Source organism: Alteromonas sp. ABH2_165, assembly GCF_056159945.1.
The window spans coordinates 613,648-630,398 of sequence record NZ_JBSWWF010000001.1 but is presented as its reverse complement, the minus strand read 5'-3'; the positions used below and the strand labels follow the sequence as shown (position 1 = coordinate 630,398).

The following is a 16,751-nucleotide window of genomic DNA, read 5'->3' as shown; positions in this document are numbered from 1 at the left end:
ACTGAGGCGTTTTTTATTTTTAATGATAAAGAGAACGTTATGAGTAAATTAGCCATTCGCCCCGCAACCATTAATGACTGCCAGCAAATTCTTGCGTTTATCACTGAACTGGCAATTTATGAAAAAGCAGAACATGAAGTTGAGTCTACTGTCAGTGACTTAGAAAAGACCTTATTTGGCGAAAGTGCCACTGCCCATTGCGTAATTTGCGAAAACGAGAACGAAGCGATTGGTTTTGCCGTGTATTTCTTTAACTATTCAACCTGGCAAGGACGCAATGGCTTGTACCTTGAAGATCTCTATGTGTCTCAGTCTGCTCGCGGCACCGGCGCGGGTAAAGCCCTGTTAAAGCATCTGGCGAAATTAGCGGTAGACAACAACTGCGGTCGTTTCGAATGGAGCGTACTAGACTGGAACACACCGGCTATTGAGTTTTACGATTCTCTTGGCGCAAAACCCAAGTCGGAATGGTTAGGTTATCGCCTGGATGGCGCAGCGCTGGCAAAGTTGGCTGCTAGCTAACACTCTGGCACATTTAACAACGCTAACCTACTGAGCCGGCATGATTGTTACCGACCCCCGACTACAGTGGAAAAATGCGATGAAATTTTTGCTTAGGTGGTTGAATTTAAATCTTATACCATCACTATAAGTAGGAACATTCACAACAACCAAGGAACTCCCCATGGCTACGGTTACACTGCAAGGCAATCCACTGGAAACAATTGGCGAACTGCCTGCTGTTGGTTCAGCCGCTCCGGCTTTTGAACTGGTAAAAACCGATCTGTCTACGGTCACGCTGGCTGATCTGGCAGGCAAGAAAATTGTACTGAATATTTTTCCATCGGTAGACACTGGCACATGCGCTATGTCGGTACGTACTTTTAACGAAAAAGCGGCGTCTTTAGATAACACGGTTGTGGTTTGCGTATCTGCTGACCTTCCTTTCGCAGCAGCTCGCTTTTGCGGTGCAGAAGGTGTAGAAAACGTAGAAACCGGTTCAACTTTCCGCTCTGATTTCGGTAAAGCCTACGGCGTTGAATTTACCACAGGCCCACTCACTGGTTTGTTGTCACGCAGCGTTGTGGTAATTGATGAAGAAGGCAAAGTGGCCTACACCCAGCAAGTCGCTGAAACGGCTGATGAGCCAGATTACGAAGCAGCCATTGCGGCGCTGTAAATCGAAAAAACACCTATGAACAAAGCAGCCAATCGGCTGCTTTTTTATGCTTGTTGGATATTTCATTGATCTCTTTGCACAAGGGCATGAGTAGAAATGGTTAACTGACGTTGCATGAAAGGCAGCTCCTCTGTGACGGCAAATAATTCAAATCGGATCACGGAGTATCACAATGAAGAAAGCTGCTATTGCCTTATCGATTGCACTTACTACTACAGCCGCATTGGCTGATGACGAGTTGACGGTTTATATGATGGACCCCTCTTCCGGCGAGGCAGCCGGTGAAGTAATGATCAGTGATAGCGAATATGGATTGGTGTTCACCCCCTCCCTGGAAGGTTTAGCGCCGGGCGGACATGGTTTCCATGTACACGAGAACGCCTCTTGTGAAAGTGCTGAAAAAGACGGTAAAACCGTACCAGCGGGTGCTGCAGGCAGTCACCTCGATCCGGAGAAGACGGGACAGCATGGCTACCCCTGGGCAGACAACAGCCATCTCGGCGACCTCCCTATCCTGCTAGTAGACAGTGACGGCATGGCAACGCATCCCGTACTCGCTCCCCGCTTAACCATGGACGACCTGAAAGACCGTGCATTGATGATTCACCAAGGCGGTGATAACTATTCTGATGCCCCTGAAAAACTTGGTGGTGGCGGTGCCAGGGCGCTGTGCGGTGTGATTAAGTCATAATCTGAGGCCTTTCACTTCTAACCATAAACAACAAAACCGCCTGTATGGCGGTTTTGTTTTATGATGCTTTAAGCATCTGGCTGAGTTCCTGAACCTGACTTTCACTCAGGTCACTCAATACAGAGGCCGATTTCTGCTCCAGTGTCGCTGACGCGTACTGATAAAGCTTCTCTCCTGCTTCCGTGAGCCTGACCAGACTTACCCTCGAATCACGCTCGTTGGTATCGCGACCAATGAATCCAATTTTTTCCATCGGCATCAGCATGCACGTAACGCCAGAGCCAGTTCTGCCCAGTGCGTCTGCGATGTCTATCCGACGCAGCGATTTATTAGGTACAGAAACCAGACAATCCAGCACCATATATTCTGCCAGTGTAGAGTTGAGCCCGAGGATAGTTTTCCAAATTAAACCGCTAAAGCGGTAATGCTCTCTCGTACTTTTTTCTCCAGAGCATAAACGAGGACGGTGTAAGCAAAATGGCTGACATAAACGCCAGAAAACCTTTTGTACCAAGGCCCCCCTTTTCAACGTCATTGAGTAAAACTTTAAAACAAACCGTACCGCCATCATTTTCTAATGGCCGATAAAAATAAATCAGTGTCTTATCAGTATTGCTCGGCATTACCCCAGAAAACTGAGGCCCGGTTGCAGCAGGATTCATGCATCCAACCAGTCCAACTAACAGTACGAGAATAAATAGTGGTTTCATAGATTTCCTGTGATCATTTCAAAGATCCCTGCCCTAATCAGCCTGTTAATGTAAAATATTGGCTGAAGCCATACTGGTCTCAATTTTTACTATCACACCAGACATATAATCCTGATTGAACCAGAGTAATTTTTCTACTGGAAAGCGGCTAAACGTTAATTCTGTATCTGACGTCCAAGTCACATGTAGATTGTCGGGCTTACCATCTAATCCAAAGAATCCGGCATACTCTTTACCTGATTCTACATCTACAATGATTATTCCCGTCTGCCAGTTGGTTGTTGCTCCACATTCTGAATAGCCAAGCTTCGCAATTTTTTTACCATTCGGTGAAATAAATTCAGCAACGTTGGTATGAGAGCACAATGACGGGCCTTCAATTCTTAAAAGATCCATTCCATAGCCCAGGCACTTGAATCCAAACCATATAAAGAAAAAAGTTGCACCGAGATTCCAAACTGATTTTCTTACTTTTCTGATAATGCTCATTGAGTTCCTTTTGCTTGTCTGGCAGAACATTAAAGAGGACTAGAAATGTCACGCTTTTTTGCTGACACTGTAAAGACTAGTTTTTGCAGGCATCAGCTAGTCTGACTCAGCTTCCTACTTTGATCAATTGTGCCTCAGTCGCAAAGTATCAATCATAAATGTTGCTTGGAAACCAGGCACAGATGGCGCTGATCTCAGGATTTCTTGCACACGTAGAGGGTAGAAGTGATTTTCCAAGTCCTAAAAACAACAAAGCCCCGCGAACCGCGAGGCCTTGAGGTAATCTGGCGGAGAGAGAGGGATTCGAACCCTCGATACGCTATTAACGTATACACACTTTCCAGGCGTGCGCCTTCAGCCACTCAGCCATCTCTCCAAATTGTGTGTCGACGGTTTATCGTCGAGCGCGCGTATAGTAGGGAAACTCCGTCGCTGAATCAAGCAAAAGTCAGTAAAAATTCGCCGACTGCTTTATAATTAAGCACTTACGGCTTGTTTACGTTTTAATTCTGCAGAGAAGTTCAACATGCGATCCAGTGGAATGAGCGCTTTTTCACGTAGTGCCGGGTCCACATGAATTTCGTGATCGTTTACGCCTTCCGTCAGGCTGTTGTAGATGGCCTGTAAGCCGTTCATTGCCATCCACGGGCAGTGAGCACAACTTTTACAGGTTGCGCCGTTACCGGCCGTCGGGGCTTCTATAAACGTCTTTTGTGGCATCAGTTGTTGCATCTTATAAAAAATGCCTTTGTCTGTGGCCACAATGAAGGTTTGATTCGGCATATCTTCAGCAGCTTTGATAAGCTGGCTGGTTGAGCCAACAGCATCTGCCAGGTCTACCACACTTGCCGGAGACTCAGGATGCACCAGAATTGCCGCATCAGGATACAAAGCTTTCATATCATTGAGCTTCTGTGCCGAAAACTCATCGTGCACGATACATTCGCCCTGCCACATCAACATCTCAGCGCCAGTCTTGTTAGCAATGTATGAACCTAAGTGACGGTCTGGCCCCCAGATAATGGGTTTGCCCTGCTCGTCCAGGTGCTCAACAATTTCAAGCGCAATACTGGAAGTCACAACCCAGTCTGCGCGCGCTTTTACTGCCGCCGAGGTATTTGCATACACCACCACGGTGTGATCAGGATGGGCATCACAAAATGCGCTGAATTCTTCAATTGGACAACCTAAATCCAAAGAGCAAGTAGCTTCCAGATTGGGCATTAGCACGGTTTTCTCAGGGCTGAGAATTTTTGAGGTTTCGCCCATAAAGCGCACGCCGGCAACAATGAGGGTGTCGGCTTCGGCATCTCGACCAAAGCGCGCCATTTCCAGCGAGTCAGCCACACAACCACCGGTTTCTTCTGCCAGTGCCTGAATTTCGGGATCAGTATAGTAATGTGCCACCAGAACAGCGTTGCGATCTTTGAGCAGTTGTTTGATCTGTTCTTTAAGTTCAGCTTTGCGTTCTGCGCTTAACGGCGCAGGCTTTGCTGGGAACGGATAATCAACTTGATCGACTCTGAAAGCAATAGACATAACAAGTAGCCTGAATTATGGACAATAGGGCGACGGATTATACCCGACTGTCATAAAAATTACATACTGTTAAGCTACGAATATAAGGTTATCGCGGATTATCAGACGAAAGAATAACGTGGCTTGAAAGTAAAGTAATGACTATTCAGCTTGGAATGATAGATAGCGTGTGATTACTAGGATATTTCTGAGTGAGTGTGCAATCAAGAAGAGATGGTGGGTCGTGCTGGATTCGAACCAGCGACCAATTGATTAAAAGTCAACTGCTCTACCAACTGAGCTAACGACCCATCATTTGATTGCAATTTAAAAGATGTCTTTCCGACTGGAAAAGATGGTGGGTCGTGCTGGATTCGAACCAGCGACCAATTGATTAAAAGTCAACTGCTCTACCAACTGAGCTAACGACCCATCTTTTGATTGCGCGAAAGGCGAATTATTCATTTTAGAGAATGGTGGGTCGTGCTGGATTCGAACCAGCGACCAATTGATTAAAAGTCAACTGCTCTACCAACTGAGCTAACGACCCATTCGCTTTTCTTCGTCACCACTCTGTGGCAACGGCGGCATATAATACTCATATTCTGAGGCAGCGCAACCCAAAATACGCATTTATTTGTGTTTTTCTGTCCTTATCCGTTCAAACGCTCAAAATGAAATCAAATCGTTCAGTAAACCTGCTAATTCCGGCAAGTTATTATGAATAGAGGATATTTCCACTGGTTACAATTGGTACGAAGGAAGTGTGAAAAAGACAACCTTTATCGGTAAAAAACGATAAGGTACAAATTAATCATGGGAATTGCAGAGACACGAAATTAAAAAAACCTCCCGAAGGAGGTTTTTAAAAACGTTAAACGCCTGACATACGTGATTGAGCAAGTTTCGTTGCGGCTGAATCAGGATACTCCTTGATCACCTGTTCGAATAACGAACGGGCTTTATTCGCATTCCCCTGCCTTTCCGCAATCATACCCAGCTTAAAAATCGCATCTGGACGCTTGGCTGAGTCGCTGTACTGATTAACGACAGTATCAAACTGCTCATAAGCGGCATCCCATTGCTGTTCACGGAACAAAATCTGCCCGAGCCAGTAATGGGCATTAGGGACGTATGAGCTATCAGGATAATCGCTCAGGAACGACTGTAACGAGGCGATTGCCCTGTCATACTCACCCGATTTGAGAATAAGATTCACAGCGGCCTCGTAAGCGTCACTGTCGCTTTGATCGTTCCTCGCAGCAGAACTTGTGCTTGCCGCGGGCTGACTCTGCGTAGGACGTGAAGCGGCTGGTGTCGCTGGCGGCGTGTAAGCAGCCTGAGGATCTGCTGACGACGCTGCGCCAATTCCCGCTTGCTTCAATGCTTCAACTCGCTTATCAATCTCTAGATATAACTCACGCTGGCGCTCGAGTACTTTTTCTAGCTGATTAGTGTGTACTTCAACCGTACCACGGAGCTCATCAATTTCACCTTGCATGGTATCGATTTGCTGCTGTAAGCGATGTTGCATTTGCGTACGGCTGTCGACCATCCGCTCAAGAACAGAAATACGCTGTTCCAGTGTGCTAGACGGCGCGCCAGAAGACGCTGAGGATGCCTGAGGCGAATTGCCAAGGTCGTAGACCGGAGCTTGCGCCTGTGCCACTGCTGAAATACAAAGGGCGGCACACAAGGTGACGCCCTGAATCATTGGTTTAACCAAAGCTTAAGCCCTTATTGGTAAACAACGATACCACGACGATTTTGTGCCATCGCGTATTCGGTAGAACCCATAACTGCTGGCTTCTCTTCACCGTAAGAAACGGTTGAGATCTGGCTGCTGCTTACACCAGCATTCATCAGATAGGTTTCAACTGCCTGTGCACGACGCTCGCCCAGTGCAATGTTGTATTCTGGTGTACCACGTTGGTCAGTGTGACCTTCGATAACCACGTTTTGATCTGGATTTTGTACCAGGAACTCAGCGTGCTTATCTAACAGAGTTTGGAATTCCGCTTTAATCGTTGAACGGTCGAAATCGAAGTAAACCGTTTGCTCTTGTTTCAGTGCAGCCTTCTGCTCTTCAACAATTTCTTTCATACGTTGAACGCGCTGAGCAGCTTCAGCCTGTACGCGTGCAGCTTCTGCTTCACGAGCCTGGCGCTCTGCTTCTGCTTGTTCTTGCGCAACACGGTTACGCTCTGCGGCTAACTCTTCCTCAGAAGGGCCTGAAGAACAAGCCATCATAGTCACCACCGGTAAGGCAATAATGAAGCTTTTCATTACTTTGTTCATTTGCATCCTCTTAATCCTTATATTTTATTTATGTTTATCTGTTTTATAACAAAAATGGTGACCAACTCGGCGACTTCACTTGTCCATTTGTGGCTGGTAACCTGGCTTTAAAGCGCCCATCCAGTGACACTAAAGATAGTACCTGAGTGCCCTCATGAAGGGTACTGTAAATAATCATGCTTCCATTCGGGGCAATACTCGGAGACTCATCCAAAAAGGTTTTCGTCAGTACCTGTATGCCGCCATTTTCCAATCCAAGTTTAGCGATATGGTAATCACCACGGGTGCGATTCACCAAAACCATCTGCCTGCCATCAGGTGTGATGGTACCGCCAAGATTCTGCTCGCCTTCAAATGTAAGGCGTCTTACCTTCCGGGAAGATAAATTTACGCTATAAATCTGAGGTTTACCACCCCGTTCCGAGCTAAAAATTAACCCACTACCGTCTGGTAACCAACCTGGCTCAGTATCAATAGCGCGGTTACGGGTGATTCTGCGCAGATTTTTTGTTGCAATATCCATAACATAGATTTCAGGATTTCCGTCTTTCGACAACACCATGGCCAGACTCTTTCCATCAGGTGAAAATACCGGACTACCGTTGATGCCGGGGAAATCCGTCATCGTCTGCCGTTTCATGGTGTAAATATCCTGAATGATAATCTGCGGACGTTTGTTCTCGAAGCTCACATATGCCAGCTTTTCTCCATCTGGAGACCATGCCGGTGACATCAATGGCTCTGGTGACGACAACAAGCGGGTTTCGTTCTCACCATCGTAGTCTGAAATAACCAACTGGTAGGGTAATTTATTGGTTTTGCGATCACGCACAACAACATAAGCCAAGCGAGTCAGGAAGGCACCACGTTCACCGGTGAGTTTCTCATACACCACATCGCTGATGCGGTGAGCGTATTGGCGAAAATCTGCAGAACTGATTACAGCCTGACGACTATCGATAACATGGTCGGCACTGTTTGCTAGTTTACCATTGCTCATGCCCTGGGATTTACCACCTGTTACCTGGCCTCGTAACACGTCGATCAGTTCGTAAGACACACGATACTTGTCTGTGCCTTCCGGGGTAATGGTACCCACTAAAATAGTATCGACGCCCGCTTTGGCCCAGGCATTGTAATTAACCTGTTTGTCGGTCGTAGGCTGCTGAGGCATTTTTGCCCGAGCAATAGGATTAAATTTACCACTGCGGGTTAAATCCGCGGTAACCACATCCGAAATGTTCTCCGGCATCTGACCGGGACCACCCCACTTGAACGGCACTACGCCAATAGGACGCGCACTGTCTACCCCTTCGGTGATCACAATTTCTAATGAAGCGTTGGCCAGGCCACTGATGCTCAGTAGAACCAGACCTAATAACATCCTGATATTTCTCATCGTCACTACAGTCTCACCGTTATGTTTATATCTCTTATTTGTTCGTATACAGCCGGATCATCAGATACAGGCAATTTATCCGGCCGACGAACGGCTGTTTCTGCTGCACGGCAAAGTGCGTCATTACCGCCCCGACGAGTGACCTGGGTAACATAACCCGAAGTTGCGAGGCGAATATTTAATTTACACTCTTTTCCTTTAAAGCTGTCATCCGCAATCAGGAATCGTTGTACGGTTGCAGTAATTAGCGCGCGATAACGATCGACCTCACTCATCACCTGCTTCCTACGACGCTGAGCCTGCGCAGCTTGTTCCGCTTTAAGCTGCTCTTGCAAGATCCTGTCCTGTTCTGCTTTTTCAGCCGCTTCTTTTGCTTTTCGCTCGGCTTCAGCCTTTTCACGGGCTTCCCTGGCCTTACGATCTTTCTCTTTTTGTGCGGCTAGCTGTTTCAGTTCTTGCTGCTTTTTACGTTCAGCTTCTTCCCGGCGTTTTTTGTCGGCCGCCTTTTTCTCTGCTGCCTGTCGAGCGGCCGCGTCAGCCTTACGCTTCTTCTCCGCCGCAGCGGCTTCACGTGCCTTGCGCTGACGCTCGTTTGCTTCAGCCTGGGCTTTCGCTGCAGCAGCTTCCTCGGCTTTCTTCTTGTCGGCGATTGCTTGAGCATCAATGAAAGTCGCCTGTATAACAGGCGCATCACTGTTGCTCACCGGCTCGAAAGGCTCAGGAGAAAAACTGACGCTAATTAGCAACACTACAGCAATCGCCACATGAACGCCAATGGCTTTAGCTAATGCTTGCTGATTAGAATTTAATTTACGCATACTTTATGACTATTCGTCTACAGGATCGGTCATCAGGCCAACTGACGGCACGCCCGCCTGCTGTAGCAACACCATCAACTGAATGACTTCGTTATACGCTACCTGACCGTCGCCTTTCACCACAACGGGCGTTTGCGGCTCGGCTTTTAACTTCTCAGCGACAAGGGCGGTAAGCTCTTGCGTACCTAAAGCAGTTTCCTGATCGTTACCAATATTTAGATAGTAATTGCCTTGCACATCTACTGACGCAATGAGCGGCGGCGTATCTTCCTGTTCAATTGGCTGGGCACTGGCTTTTGGCAGTTCGACTTTCACGCCCTGTGAGATAAGTGGCGCGGTGACCATAAAGATGATTAACAGCACCAACATAACGTCGATGTAAGGCACCACATTGATTTCGGATACCGGACGACGTCGTTTACGGGTATACATACTCGTTCTCCAGTGCGAAAGTTATTGTGGTTGCGCTGCTGAGGCCTGGCGCTGCAGAATCGCAGAAAATTCTTCCATAAAATTGCCATAGCTATTTTCAAGCTTTTCAACTTTGTGGCTGAAGCGGTTGTAGGCAATAACAGCTGGAATAGCAGCAAACAAACCGATTGCAGTAGCAATCAGCGCTTCTGCAATGCCCGGCGCAACCATCGCCAGAGTGGCTTGTTGCACTTCGCCTAAGGCAATGAAGGCATTCATGATACCCCACACCGTGCCAAACAGGCCGATGTAAGGGCTAATGGAACCCGCGGTGGCGAGGAACGGTAAACGGCTTTCCAATTCTTCTACTTGGCGTGACATGGATACACGCATGGCACGATATGTACCGTCGACAATGCCGTTTACAGGCGTGCTTCCTTTGCGTAAACGCACAAACTCTTTAAATCCTGCACAGAAAATATTGGCCATGCCTTTTACATCTGAGCGGGCAGACAATTCCTGATAAAGGCGGTTAAGGTCGGCACCGGACCAGAATTTGTCTTCAAACTGGCGCATCTCTTTGTCTGCGGCATTTAGCGCTTTAGTGCGCTGGAAGATAAATGTCCAGGAAGCAATGGAAACACCCAACAGCAATAACATGATGAGCTGTACTACAAAGCTGGCCTGTAAAAAAAGTCCGATAAACGTTAAATCAGATTCCACTGGATAAATCCCCTAATAAAGTGGCTGGTACTTTCCGTGGCTTCATTGCCACAGGGTCGACACATGCAATTTTTATGTCCGCCGAAACAATCAATTTGTCATGCGGATCTTTTATTAGTTGCCTGAACGTCAGGCTTGCGCCCTTCAATTCTACAATTTGCGATTCAATACTCAACAATTGATTAAATCTTGCTGGCGCATGGTTATGCATTTCAACCCGTTTGACGACAAAGGCTATGGATTGTTCCATTAACTTGTCTTGTTCATAGCCAAGCTCCCGCAACCACTCTGTGCGCGCACGCTCCATGAACTTTAAATAATTGGCATAATAGACGATGCCTCCGGCATCGGTGTCTTCATAGTAAACCCTGACTTTCAGGGTATGGGTAGCCATGCAATACTCCACTATAAAAATGTAATGAAACTGTCACAGTATAATTCAACGTTCAGCACCCACCAAATGGTCTGTTTTTGGCGATAGATCGCCGATAAATCAAGGTTAACAGCGAATAGCAACCATATTGATAACACTGAATTAACACATTAGTTTTTCTAATTAAAAAATATAATTTTACTCAATTGCCAGGGTAAAAATACGCTTTATAATGCGCGTCATCTGTCGAACAGAGTGAAACAGTTGAAAGACGTTTCACACGAGTTTTCTCCTGATTGACATGAGTTCCCTGGATTTATTTCCTTCAACACTTGTTGTTTTAGCCCGTTCATTTTGAGCGGGCTTTTTTTATGCCTGTTGAAAACTGCCTGAAAGATACATGAATAGAAAGAAAAAGGAAAAAACGGCTGTTCTTTCCTGTATATATAGGGGAGATATCAGGATTCAGGTTCAAATCCGAAATGTAAATAGGCCCGTTGAGAAACAATGCGTCCCCGCGGCGTGCGCTGTAAGAACCCTTGCTGAATAAGGAAAGGCTCAATCACATCCTCGATGGTTTCTTTCTCTTCACCAATAGCAGCAGCCAGGTTATCCAGACCTACCGGACCACCATCAAACTTGTCAATAATGGCAGTGAGCAGCTTTCTATCCATATAGTCGAAGCCTTCTTTGTCTACATCGAGCATATCCAGGGCTTTCGCCGCGACATCGGCGTGTACCTGTCCATCGGCTTTTATTTCGGCATAGTCTCGTACACGACGTAACAAGCGGTTAGCAATACGTGGCGTGCCGCGGGAGCGACGGGCCACTTCTTGAGCCCCCTCTTCGTCCATGTCTAAATTCAAGTAGCTAGCGCTACGCTGAATAATGGTGGTGAGATCTTTAACGTTGTAAAACTCAAGACGCTGAACAATACCAAAGCGGTCTCGCAGTGGTGATGTCAACGAACCGGCCCGGGTAGTCGCTCCCACCAGCGTAAACGGCGGTAAATCGAGCTTGATAGAACGGGCCGCAGGCCCCTCGCCAATCATGATATCTAACTGATAGTCTTCCATGGCTGGATAAAGGATTTCTTCTACCACCGGACTCAAGCGATGTATTTCATCGATAAACAACACATCGTTCTTTTCGAGGTTAGTCAGCAGTGCCGCTAAATCGCCCGCTTTTTCTAGTACCGGGCCGGAGGTAGTTTTGATGTTCACACCCATCTCATTAGCCACGATGTTTGCCAGGGTGGTTTTACCCAGCCCTGGCGGACCAAAAATCAACAGATGATCCAGCGCATCTTCGCGGTTGCGGGCAGCCTGAATAAAAATTTCCATCTGCTCACACACGTGAGGCTGACCGGTGTAGTCAGACAGCATTTTTGGCCGAATGGCGCGGTCAATGACTTCGTCTTCCGTAGTAGCAGAAGGGGCAATCAGTCTATCAGCTTCAATCATCAAAAATTTCCGTTAAAGTGCCGCTTTTAAAGCTTCGCGAATGAGACTTTCGCTACCCATACCGTCCTGATAAACAGATTCAACCAGCTTACTGGCCTGAGCAGGTTTATACCCTAAGGCAATCAGTGCACTTTGCGCTTCTTCTCTGGCATCGTTTACCGGCACGATAGTATTCATGAATTTGGCGTCGACGTCTACAGGCATTGGAACAGCTTGTTGCTTACCGAACTTCGCCAGTCGGTCTTTCAGTTCAACCACCAGCCTTTCGGCAGTTTTCTTGCCAATACCCGGTAGACTTACCAGCGCACTCACATCTTCGTTCTGTACGCTAATTAGGAATTGTCCTGCAGACATGCCAGACAGAATGGTAAGGCCCAACTTCGGCCCCACACCATTGGCTTTAATCAGTTCGCGGAACAGCTCCCGTTCCATTTTATCGGCAAAACCAAACAGTAACTGGGCGTCTTCGCGCACCACAAAGTGTGTATAAACTGCCACACTCTCACCCACTGCTGGTAATTGATAAAAACTGGTCATCGGCATTTGAATTTCATAGCCAATGCCATTCACATCGATTAATACTTCCGGGGGCTGTTTTTCTAATAATCGCCCTTCAATTCTTCCAATCATTTATTTGATAACCAAATTAGGTGCCGGACTAGATGCCCGCTTAAATTTTGCAGGCAATTCGTGCGCAACTGCAAAAATAGCCATGCTTACCTTTTCAGGTGCGAAAGGCTTGCAGAGACACTTGTCGGGGACGTTTAAAACCTTCTGCAGCATGGATGCTGCAGCAGAGCCCCCAGGGATGGGTTCACGGCGTGTTTTAAACGGCACCGACACGTGGCTCCCAAAGAGCCTACTAGCACCGATTCAGCGCAAGCGGCGACGGACGGTTTTGCTGGCCTGTCCCGCCATGTTAATTAGACTTTGTTCCGTGTGGGCGTGACACAGTGCCACAGCCAGGGCATCGGCCGCATCAGCTTGAGGTGTGCCTGGCAGATTCAGCAAATGTTTCACCATGTGCTGCACCTGGGTTTTCTCGGCGCTGCCTTTTCCTACCACCGCTTGCTTAATTTGCCTAGCGGAATATTCAGCCACCGGCAGTTCAGCCTGCGTTGCGGCAACAATTGCGGCCCCTCTGGCCTGCCCCAACTTTAATGCCGAGTCAGGATTTTTAGCCATAAACACTTGTTCGATGGCGAACTGTTGCGGGCTAAATTGGCGAATCACTTCACCTACACCAGCAAAAATTTGCGCCAGTCGATCGGCCATCACATCACTTTTCACACGGATACAACCACTTCCCAGGTACACTAATTTTCCCTGCTTTCTGGCGATGACACCATAGCCGGTAATTCGCGACCCTGGATCTATACCCAGTATAATCATGTTAGTGGTCCAGGTACAAATGCTTCTGCTGCATCGCGGTTAGATGGCGACCATAAACGCATTAACGCAAGGGGTTTGCTTAGCCACTCGTGGGCTAAATGTTCGGTAAGAATGATGTTCGCTGTAGAGGGAACCTGGGCAGTAAACACATGTTCGGTATTGTATTGGGTGCCTGGGGGATAACGATGGAGCCATCGTTTACGAATGAGATAGCGGTTAATTTGAAAGCAGTTCTTCAGCTGTGCGGAAACCAGCACAATACCCGTTTCCTCTGCTACCTCGCGCAGGGCTGTTTCGACAGGCTTTTCACCCTGCTCGACGGTACCCGTTACCGATTGCCAGAACTCCGGGTCGTCATCGCGCTGAAGCACTAAAATTCGGTGGTGCTCGTCATAGAGCACCACCAGCACCGATTCCGGTCGCTTAAACGCCATTAGGGTTTATTCAGTGTCTTTTTTTACTGTGGCTATCGCCAGTTCTGCCAACGCAGCCGGGTTAGCCGGGCTTGGTGCGTCAGTCAGCGGGCACGCCGCAGTGGTGGTTTTCGGGAACGCCATGACGTCACGAATAGACGTTGCACCGGTCATCAACATGACCAGACGATCCAGACCAAATGCCAAACCTGCATGCGGTGGCGCACCAAACTGCAGCGCTTCTAACAGGAAGCCAAACTTGTTTTGTGCTTCTTCTTCATCGATACCCAGAATACTGAATACCGCTGACTGCATGTCTTGATTGTGAATACGCACAGAACCACCGCCCAGCTCTACACCGTTCAGTACCATGTCGTAGGCATCAGAAATGGCTTCTGCCGGGTTGGCTTTCAGCTCATCTGCCGTTAGGCCGCGAGGTGCTGTAAACGGGTGGTGACACGCAAACAATGCACCGTCGGCTTCTTCAAACATCGGGAAGTCTACTACCCACAGCGGTTTCCAGTCGCCTTCCAGCAACTCGAAATCTTCACCTAACTTCAGGCGTAATGCGCCCATGGCTTCGGTAACAACGTTTTTGTTATCTGCGCCAAACAGCAGAATGTCGCCAGCTTGCGCACCAGTGCGCTGCAGCAGCGCATCGGTAATATCTTCTGACAGGAACTTCAAAATAGGCGACTGCAGACCTTCCTGACCAGGCTTGTCTTCGTTAACCTTCATCCATGCCAAGCCCTTGGCGCCGTAAATACCAACAAACTTGGTGTACTCGTCAATCTGTTTACGTGACAGACTTGCACCGCCCGGAACACGGATAACCGCAACACGCCCTTTCGGGTCGGTAGCAGGGCCAGAGAATACTTTAAACTCTACGTTTTCAAGCAAGTCAGCCACGTCCACCAGCTCAAGCGGGTTACGTAGGTCTGGTTTGTCGCTACCGAAACGCTTCATCGCTTCTGCGTAGGTCATGCGCGGGAATTCGCCCAGATCGACATTCAGCATTTTCTGGAACAGGTCGCGGATCATGCCTTCAGTGATAGACATCACGCCATCGGCATCAAGGAAGGTGGTTTCTAAATCGATTTGGGTAAATTCCGGCTGACGGTCAGCACGTAAGTCTTCGTCACGGAAACATTTTACGATTTGGTAGTAGCGGTCCATGCCCGACATCATCAGCAGTTGTTTAAACAGCTGCGGAGACTGCGGCAGCGCAAAGAATTCGCCCTTATGAGTACGGCTTGGCACCAAATAGTCGCGGGCACCTTCTGGCGTTGCTTTGGTCAGGATTGGCGTTTCGATATCGAGGAAACCTTCCTCTTCCAGATAACGGCGTACTGCGCCGGTTACCTTGGCACGGAACTTCAGGCGGTCGCTCATTACCGGGCGACGCAGGTCGAGGTAACGGTAACGCAGGCGCTGCTCTTCTGAGTTTTCCTGATTCCAGTCCAGAGGTAGTACTGCCGACTTATTGATGATTTCCAGGCCCGTGCCGAGAATTTCAATTTCACCAGTGCGCATAGCTTTGTTGATTTGTCCTTCAGGACGAGGACGTACTTTACCGGTGAGTTTTACGCAGAATTCGTTACGCAGCTTGTTCGCCACTTCCAACACTTCCGGTAAATCCGGATCGAAGACCACCTGCACAATACCTTCGCGGTCACGAAGATCAATGAAGATAACGCCACCTAAGTCACGACGCTTGTTAACCCAACCACAAAGTGTGACTTCCTGGCCGACATATGATGAATCAATATTCCCACAGTAATCTGTGCGCATGGTCCCTGAACCTCTGGTAATGTGTTGTCTGCCTGGCGATGCTGACTTGCATGGCGATGCTGTCAGTGCTTCAATGCTGCCGAATATTCGCGTTCTTCTAAATGAACAATCCGGATAAGCCTCAGACTTTAGATAAAAATAAGGTCGCATAGTATAAACAAATGCATCGTAAAGCCCAATGACAAAAAACGAAATCCCTGGCCAACTGAACAATTCTCTGCCACCTGTGTACATTGGCGTACCGCAGTGGCAACACCAACGCTGGCCCACAGATTGGTTTAACGACACCAGTGCCAGAAAAAACATGCTTGAGTACTATGCAAAACAAATGAATTCGGTAGAAGGGAATACCACTTTTTATTCTCTGCCGTCACAGGAAACCGTGCAGCGCTGGATTGAACTGACACCGGCTAATTTTCGCTTTAATTTTAAGGTACATCAGACCGTCACTCACGGCGGTGCGCTTGATCCTTTTCATCCGGATATCAAAAAACAGCTTGCCCTGCTCGCCCCGCTGAAAGAGAAACTGGGCATGCTGATGCTGCAGTTTCCTGCCAGGGTCGGCCCGCAATCTCTGCCTGCCATTGCAGAAATGCTGTCGCAGTTTCCTCAGGACTTAGCGATGGGTGTAGAAGTGCGCCATCCGGCGTTTTTCGAAAAGGGACAGGCAGAGCAGCAGTTTAACCGCCTGCTTATGGAAAGAAACGCAAACCGAGTAATCATGGATACCCGGGGATTATTTGCTAATCCGCCTCTTGATGAACTCACCGCAGAAGTGCAAAGAAAAAAACCGAAGTTACCGGTTAACGTGATTGCCACCGGCATGCAGCCTGTGGTCCGGTACGTTGGCGGAACGGATGATGAGGCGAACACATGTTGCATGCAGCCATGGATTGGCAAATGTCATCAGTGGAGACAGGAAGGCCGGACGCCCTATATGTTCTTTCACAGACCGGAAAACGGCGATGCGCCGTGGCTGGCGGCGGAATTTATTGATGCCTACAACGCCCGCTACCCTGAAAATGCCTTACCGACGCTGACGTTTCCGCCACCCGCTGCCGAGCAAACCTCGCTGTTCTGAC

General features: G+C 48.1%; 20 protein-coding genes and 4 tRNA genes. 4 read left to right on the top strand and 20 right to left on the bottom strand.

Annotation, left to right across the window (positions count from 1 at the left end; translation table 11 throughout):
* Window positions 1-39 precede the first annotated feature (39 nt).
* The 3 genes from ACXAFQ_RS02755 (at window position 40) to sodC (ending at window position 1,871) form a co-directional block, all read left to right on the top strand.
* Window positions 40-522, top strand: coding sequence for an N-acetyltransferase family protein (locus ACXAFQ_RS02755; RefSeq protein WP_474818042.1), 483 nt, complete (start codon window positions 40-42; stop codon window positions 520-522).
* Between the two features lie 163 nt (window positions 523-685).
* Window positions 686-1,180: a thiol peroxidase gene (gene tpx, locus ACXAFQ_RS02750; RefSeq protein ID WP_070126859.1), complete on the top strand. Its 495-nt coding sequence runs from the start codon at window positions 686-688 to the stop codon at window positions 1,178-1,180.
* A gap of 172 nt (window positions 1,181-1,352) precedes the next feature.
* Window positions 1,353-1,871 (top strand): superoxide dismutase [Cu-Zn] SodC, encoded by a 519-nt coding sequence (gene sodC, locus ACXAFQ_RS02745; RefSeq protein WP_474818041.1) that lies wholly within the window; start codon window positions 1,353-1,355, stop codon window positions 1,869-1,871.
* Window positions 1,872-1,929: 58 nt separating this feature from the next.
* Here the strand turns inward: sodC and ACXAFQ_RS02740 are convergent, their stop codons facing one another.
* The 20 genes from ACXAFQ_RS02740 to aspS all read right to left on the bottom strand — a co-directional run bounded on the left by ACXAFQ_RS02740 (window position 1,930) and on the right by aspS (window position 15,669).
* Complete coding sequence (locus ACXAFQ_RS02740) at window positions 1,930-2,232, bottom strand: MarR family winged helix-turn-helix transcriptional regulator (RefSeq protein ID WP_474818040.1); 303 nt, start codon at window positions 2,230-2,232, stop codon at window positions 1,930-1,932.
* A 52-nt stretch (window positions 2,233-2,284) separates the two neighbouring features.
* Entirely contained in the window at window positions 2,285-2,581 is a 297-nt protein-coding gene (locus ACXAFQ_RS02735) for a hypothetical protein (RefSeq protein WP_474818039.1), read from the bottom strand.
* Window positions 2,582-2,626: 45 nt separating this feature from the next.
* Window positions 2,627-3,070, bottom strand: coding sequence for a hypothetical protein (locus ACXAFQ_RS02730; protein ID WP_474818038.1), 444 nt, complete (start codon window positions 3,068-3,070; stop codon window positions 2,627-2,629).
* A 285-nt stretch (window positions 3,071-3,355) separates the two neighbouring features.
* Window positions 3,356-3,446: transfer RNA gene (locus ACXAFQ_RS02725), tRNA-Ser, on the bottom strand.
* 101 nt (window positions 3,447-3,547) lie between these two features.
* Window positions 3,548-4,609, bottom strand: coding sequence for a quinolinate synthase NadA (gene nadA / locus ACXAFQ_RS02720; protein WP_070126870.1), 1,062 nt, complete (start codon window positions 4,607-4,609; stop codon window positions 3,548-3,550).
* Window positions 4,610-4,823: 214 nt separating this feature from the next.
* Window positions 4,824-4,899 (bottom strand) — tRNA-Lys (locus tag ACXAFQ_RS02715).
* A 45-nt stretch (window positions 4,900-4,944) separates the two neighbouring features.
* Window positions 4,945-5,020: transfer RNA gene (locus tag ACXAFQ_RS02710), tRNA-Lys, on the bottom strand.
* Between the two features lie 42 nt (window positions 5,021-5,062).
* A tRNA-Lys gene (locus ACXAFQ_RS02705) sits at window positions 5,063-5,138 on the bottom strand.
* A gap of 324 nt (window positions 5,139-5,462) precedes the next feature.
* A complete protein-coding gene (gene ybgF / locus ACXAFQ_RS02700) occupies window positions 5,463-6,302 on the bottom strand; it encodes a tol-pal system protein YbgF (protein ID WP_474818403.1) in 840 nt (279 codons plus the stop codon).
* Between the two features lie 23 nt (window positions 6,303-6,325).
* Entirely contained in the window at window positions 6,326-6,892 is a 567-nt protein-coding gene (pal, locus tag ACXAFQ_RS02695) for a peptidoglycan-associated lipoprotein Pal (RefSeq protein ID WP_474818037.1), read from the bottom strand.
* A 37-nt stretch (window positions 6,893-6,929) separates the two neighbouring features.
* A complete protein-coding gene (tolB, locus tag ACXAFQ_RS02690; RefSeq protein ID WP_474818035.1) occupies window positions 6,930-8,285 on the bottom strand; it encodes a Tol-Pal system beta propeller repeat protein TolB in 1,356 nt (451 codons plus the stop codon).
* Between the two features lie 5 nt (window positions 8,286-8,290).
* Window positions 8,291-9,103, bottom strand: a complete 813-nt coding sequence (gene tolA / locus ACXAFQ_RS02685; RefSeq protein ID WP_070126874.1) for a cell envelope integrity protein TolA — start codon at window positions 9,101-9,103, stop codon at window positions 8,291-8,293.
* Window positions 9,104-9,112: 9 nt separating this feature from the next.
* Window positions 9,113-9,535 carry a protein TolR gene (gene tolR, locus ACXAFQ_RS02680; RefSeq protein WP_070126875.1) on the bottom strand — a complete coding sequence of 141 codons (423 nt, stop codon included), beginning with the start codon at window positions 9,533-9,535 and terminating at the stop codon, window positions 9,113-9,115.
* Window positions 9,536-9,556: 21 nt separating this feature from the next.
* Window positions 9,557-10,237 carry a protein TolQ gene (gene tolQ / locus ACXAFQ_RS02675; protein ID WP_474818034.1) on the bottom strand — a complete coding sequence of 227 codons (681 nt, stop codon included), beginning with the start codon at window positions 10,235-10,237 and terminating at the stop codon, window positions 9,557-9,559.
* Window positions 10,227-10,631, bottom strand: coding sequence for a tol-pal system-associated acyl-CoA thioesterase (gene ybgC / locus ACXAFQ_RS02670; RefSeq protein ID WP_070126877.1), 405 nt, complete (start codon window positions 10,629-10,631; stop codon window positions 10,227-10,229). Before ybgC ends, tolQ begins: the two co-directional genes overlap by 11 nt.
* A 437-nt stretch (window positions 10,632-11,068) precedes the next feature.
* Complete coding sequence (ruvB, locus tag ACXAFQ_RS02665) at window positions 11,069-12,073, bottom strand: Holliday junction branch migration DNA helicase RuvB (RefSeq protein ID WP_070126878.1); 1,005 nt, start codon at window positions 12,071-12,073, stop codon at window positions 11,069-11,071.
* A gap of 12 nt (window positions 12,074-12,085) precedes the next feature.
* Window positions 12,086-12,703, bottom strand: a complete 618-nt coding sequence (gene ruvA / locus ACXAFQ_RS02660; RefSeq protein WP_474818033.1) for a Holliday junction branch migration protein RuvA — start codon at window positions 12,701-12,703, stop codon at window positions 12,086-12,088.
* A gap of 243 nt (window positions 12,704-12,946) precedes the next feature.
* Window positions 12,947-13,465 (bottom strand): crossover junction endodeoxyribonuclease RuvC, encoded by a 519-nt coding sequence (gene ruvC / locus ACXAFQ_RS02655; RefSeq protein ID WP_070126880.1) that lies wholly within the window; start codon window positions 13,463-13,465, stop codon window positions 12,947-12,949.
* Window positions 13,462-13,899: a dihydroneopterin triphosphate diphosphatase gene (nudB, locus tag ACXAFQ_RS02650; protein WP_474818031.1), complete on the bottom strand. Its 438-nt coding sequence runs from the start codon at window positions 13,897-13,899 to the stop codon at window positions 13,462-13,464. The genes ruvC and nudB overlap by 4 nt, the downstream gene beginning before the upstream one ends.
* A gap of 6 nt (window positions 13,900-13,905) precedes the next feature.
* On the bottom strand, window positions 13,906-15,669 hold the full coding sequence (gene aspS, locus ACXAFQ_RS02645; RefSeq protein WP_474818030.1) for an aspartate--tRNA ligase: 1,764 nt from the start codon (window positions 15,667-15,669) through the stop codon (window positions 13,906-13,908).
* A gap of 178 nt (window positions 15,670-15,847) precedes the next feature.
* Here aspS and ACXAFQ_RS02640 point away from each other — a divergent pair, with 178 nt between their 5' ends.
* The gene (locus tag ACXAFQ_RS02640; RefSeq protein ID WP_474818029.1) at window positions 15,848-16,750 is read left to right on the top strand and encodes a DUF72 domain-containing protein; all 903 of its coding nucleotides are present in this window, start codon (window positions 15,848-15,850) and stop codon (window positions 16,748-16,750) included.
* The last annotated feature ends 1 nt before the right edge of the window (window position 16,751 follow it).

Excerpts from the sequence above, each read along its gene's own strand:
- ybgC (WP_070126877.1), bottom strand. The coding sequence starts at position 10,631 with ATGGCTACCCATACCCTGAAAGTCAGGGTTTACTATGAAGACACCGAT.
- tolA (WP_070126874.1), bottom strand. The coding sequence starts at position 9,103 with ATGCGTAAATTAAATTCTAATCAGCAAGCATTAGCTAAAGCCATTGGC.
- ACXAFQ_RS02755 (WP_474818042.1), top strand. The coding sequence starts at position 40 with ATGAGTAAATTAGCCATTCGCCCCGCAACCATTAATGACTGCCAGCAA.
- ACXAFQ_RS02740 (WP_474818040.1), bottom strand. The coding sequence starts at position 2,232 with ATGGTGCTGGATTGTCTGGTTTCTGTACCTAATAAATCGCTGCGTCGG.
- ruvB (WP_070126878.1), bottom strand. The coding sequence starts at position 12,073 with ATGATTGAAGCTGATAGACTGATTGCCCCTTCTGCTACTACGGAAGAC.
- aspS (WP_474818030.1), bottom strand. The coding sequence starts at position 15,669 with ATGCGCACAGATTACTGTGGGAATATTGATTCATCATATGTCGGCCAG.
- tpx (WP_070126859.1), top strand. The coding sequence starts at position 686 with ATGGCTACGGTTACACTGCAAGGCAATCCACTGGAAACAATTGGCGAA.
- ACXAFQ_RS02730 (WP_474818038.1), bottom strand. The coding sequence starts at position 3,070 with ATGAGCATTATCAGAAAAGTAAGAAAATCAGTTTGGAATCTCGGTGCA.
- sodC (WP_474818041.1), top strand. The coding sequence starts at position 1,353 with ATGAAGAAAGCTGCTATTGCCTTATCGATTGCACTTACTACTACAGCC.
- nadA (WP_070126870.1), bottom strand. The coding sequence starts at position 4,609 with ATGTCTATTGCTTTCAGAGTCGATCAAGTTGATTATCCGTTCCCAGCA.
- ACXAFQ_RS02640 (WP_474818029.1), top strand. The coding sequence starts at position 15,848 with ATGACAAAAAACGAAATCCCTGGCCAACTGAACAATTCTCTGCCACCT.
- nudB (WP_474818031.1), bottom strand. The coding sequence starts at position 13,899 with ATGGCGTTTAAGCGACCGGAATCGGTGCTGGTGGTGCTCTATGACGAG.
- ruvC (WP_070126880.1), bottom strand. The coding sequence starts at position 13,465 with ATGATTATACTGGGTATAGATCCAGGGTCGCGAATTACCGGCTATGGT.
- ruvA (WP_474818033.1), bottom strand. The coding sequence starts at position 12,703 with ATGATTGGAAGAATTGAAGGGCGATTATTAGAAAAACAGCCCCCGGAA.
- pal (WP_474818037.1), bottom strand. The coding sequence starts at position 6,892 with ATGCAAATGAACAAAGTAATGAAAAGCTTCATTATTGCCTTACCGGTG.
- tolB (WP_474818035.1), bottom strand. The coding sequence starts at position 8,285 with ATGAGAAATATCAGGATGTTATTAGGTCTGGTTCTACTGAGCATCAGT.
- ybgF (WP_474818403.1), bottom strand. The coding sequence starts at position 6,302 with ATGATTCAGGGCGTCACCTTGTGTGCCGCCCTTTGTATTTCAGCAGTG.
- ACXAFQ_RS02735 (WP_474818039.1), bottom strand. The coding sequence starts at position 2,581 with ATGAAACCACTATTTATTCTCGTACTGTTAGTTGGACTGGTTGGATGC.
- tolR (WP_070126875.1), bottom strand. The coding sequence starts at position 9,535 with ATGTATACCCGTAAACGACGTCGTCCGGTATCCGAAATCAATGTGGTG.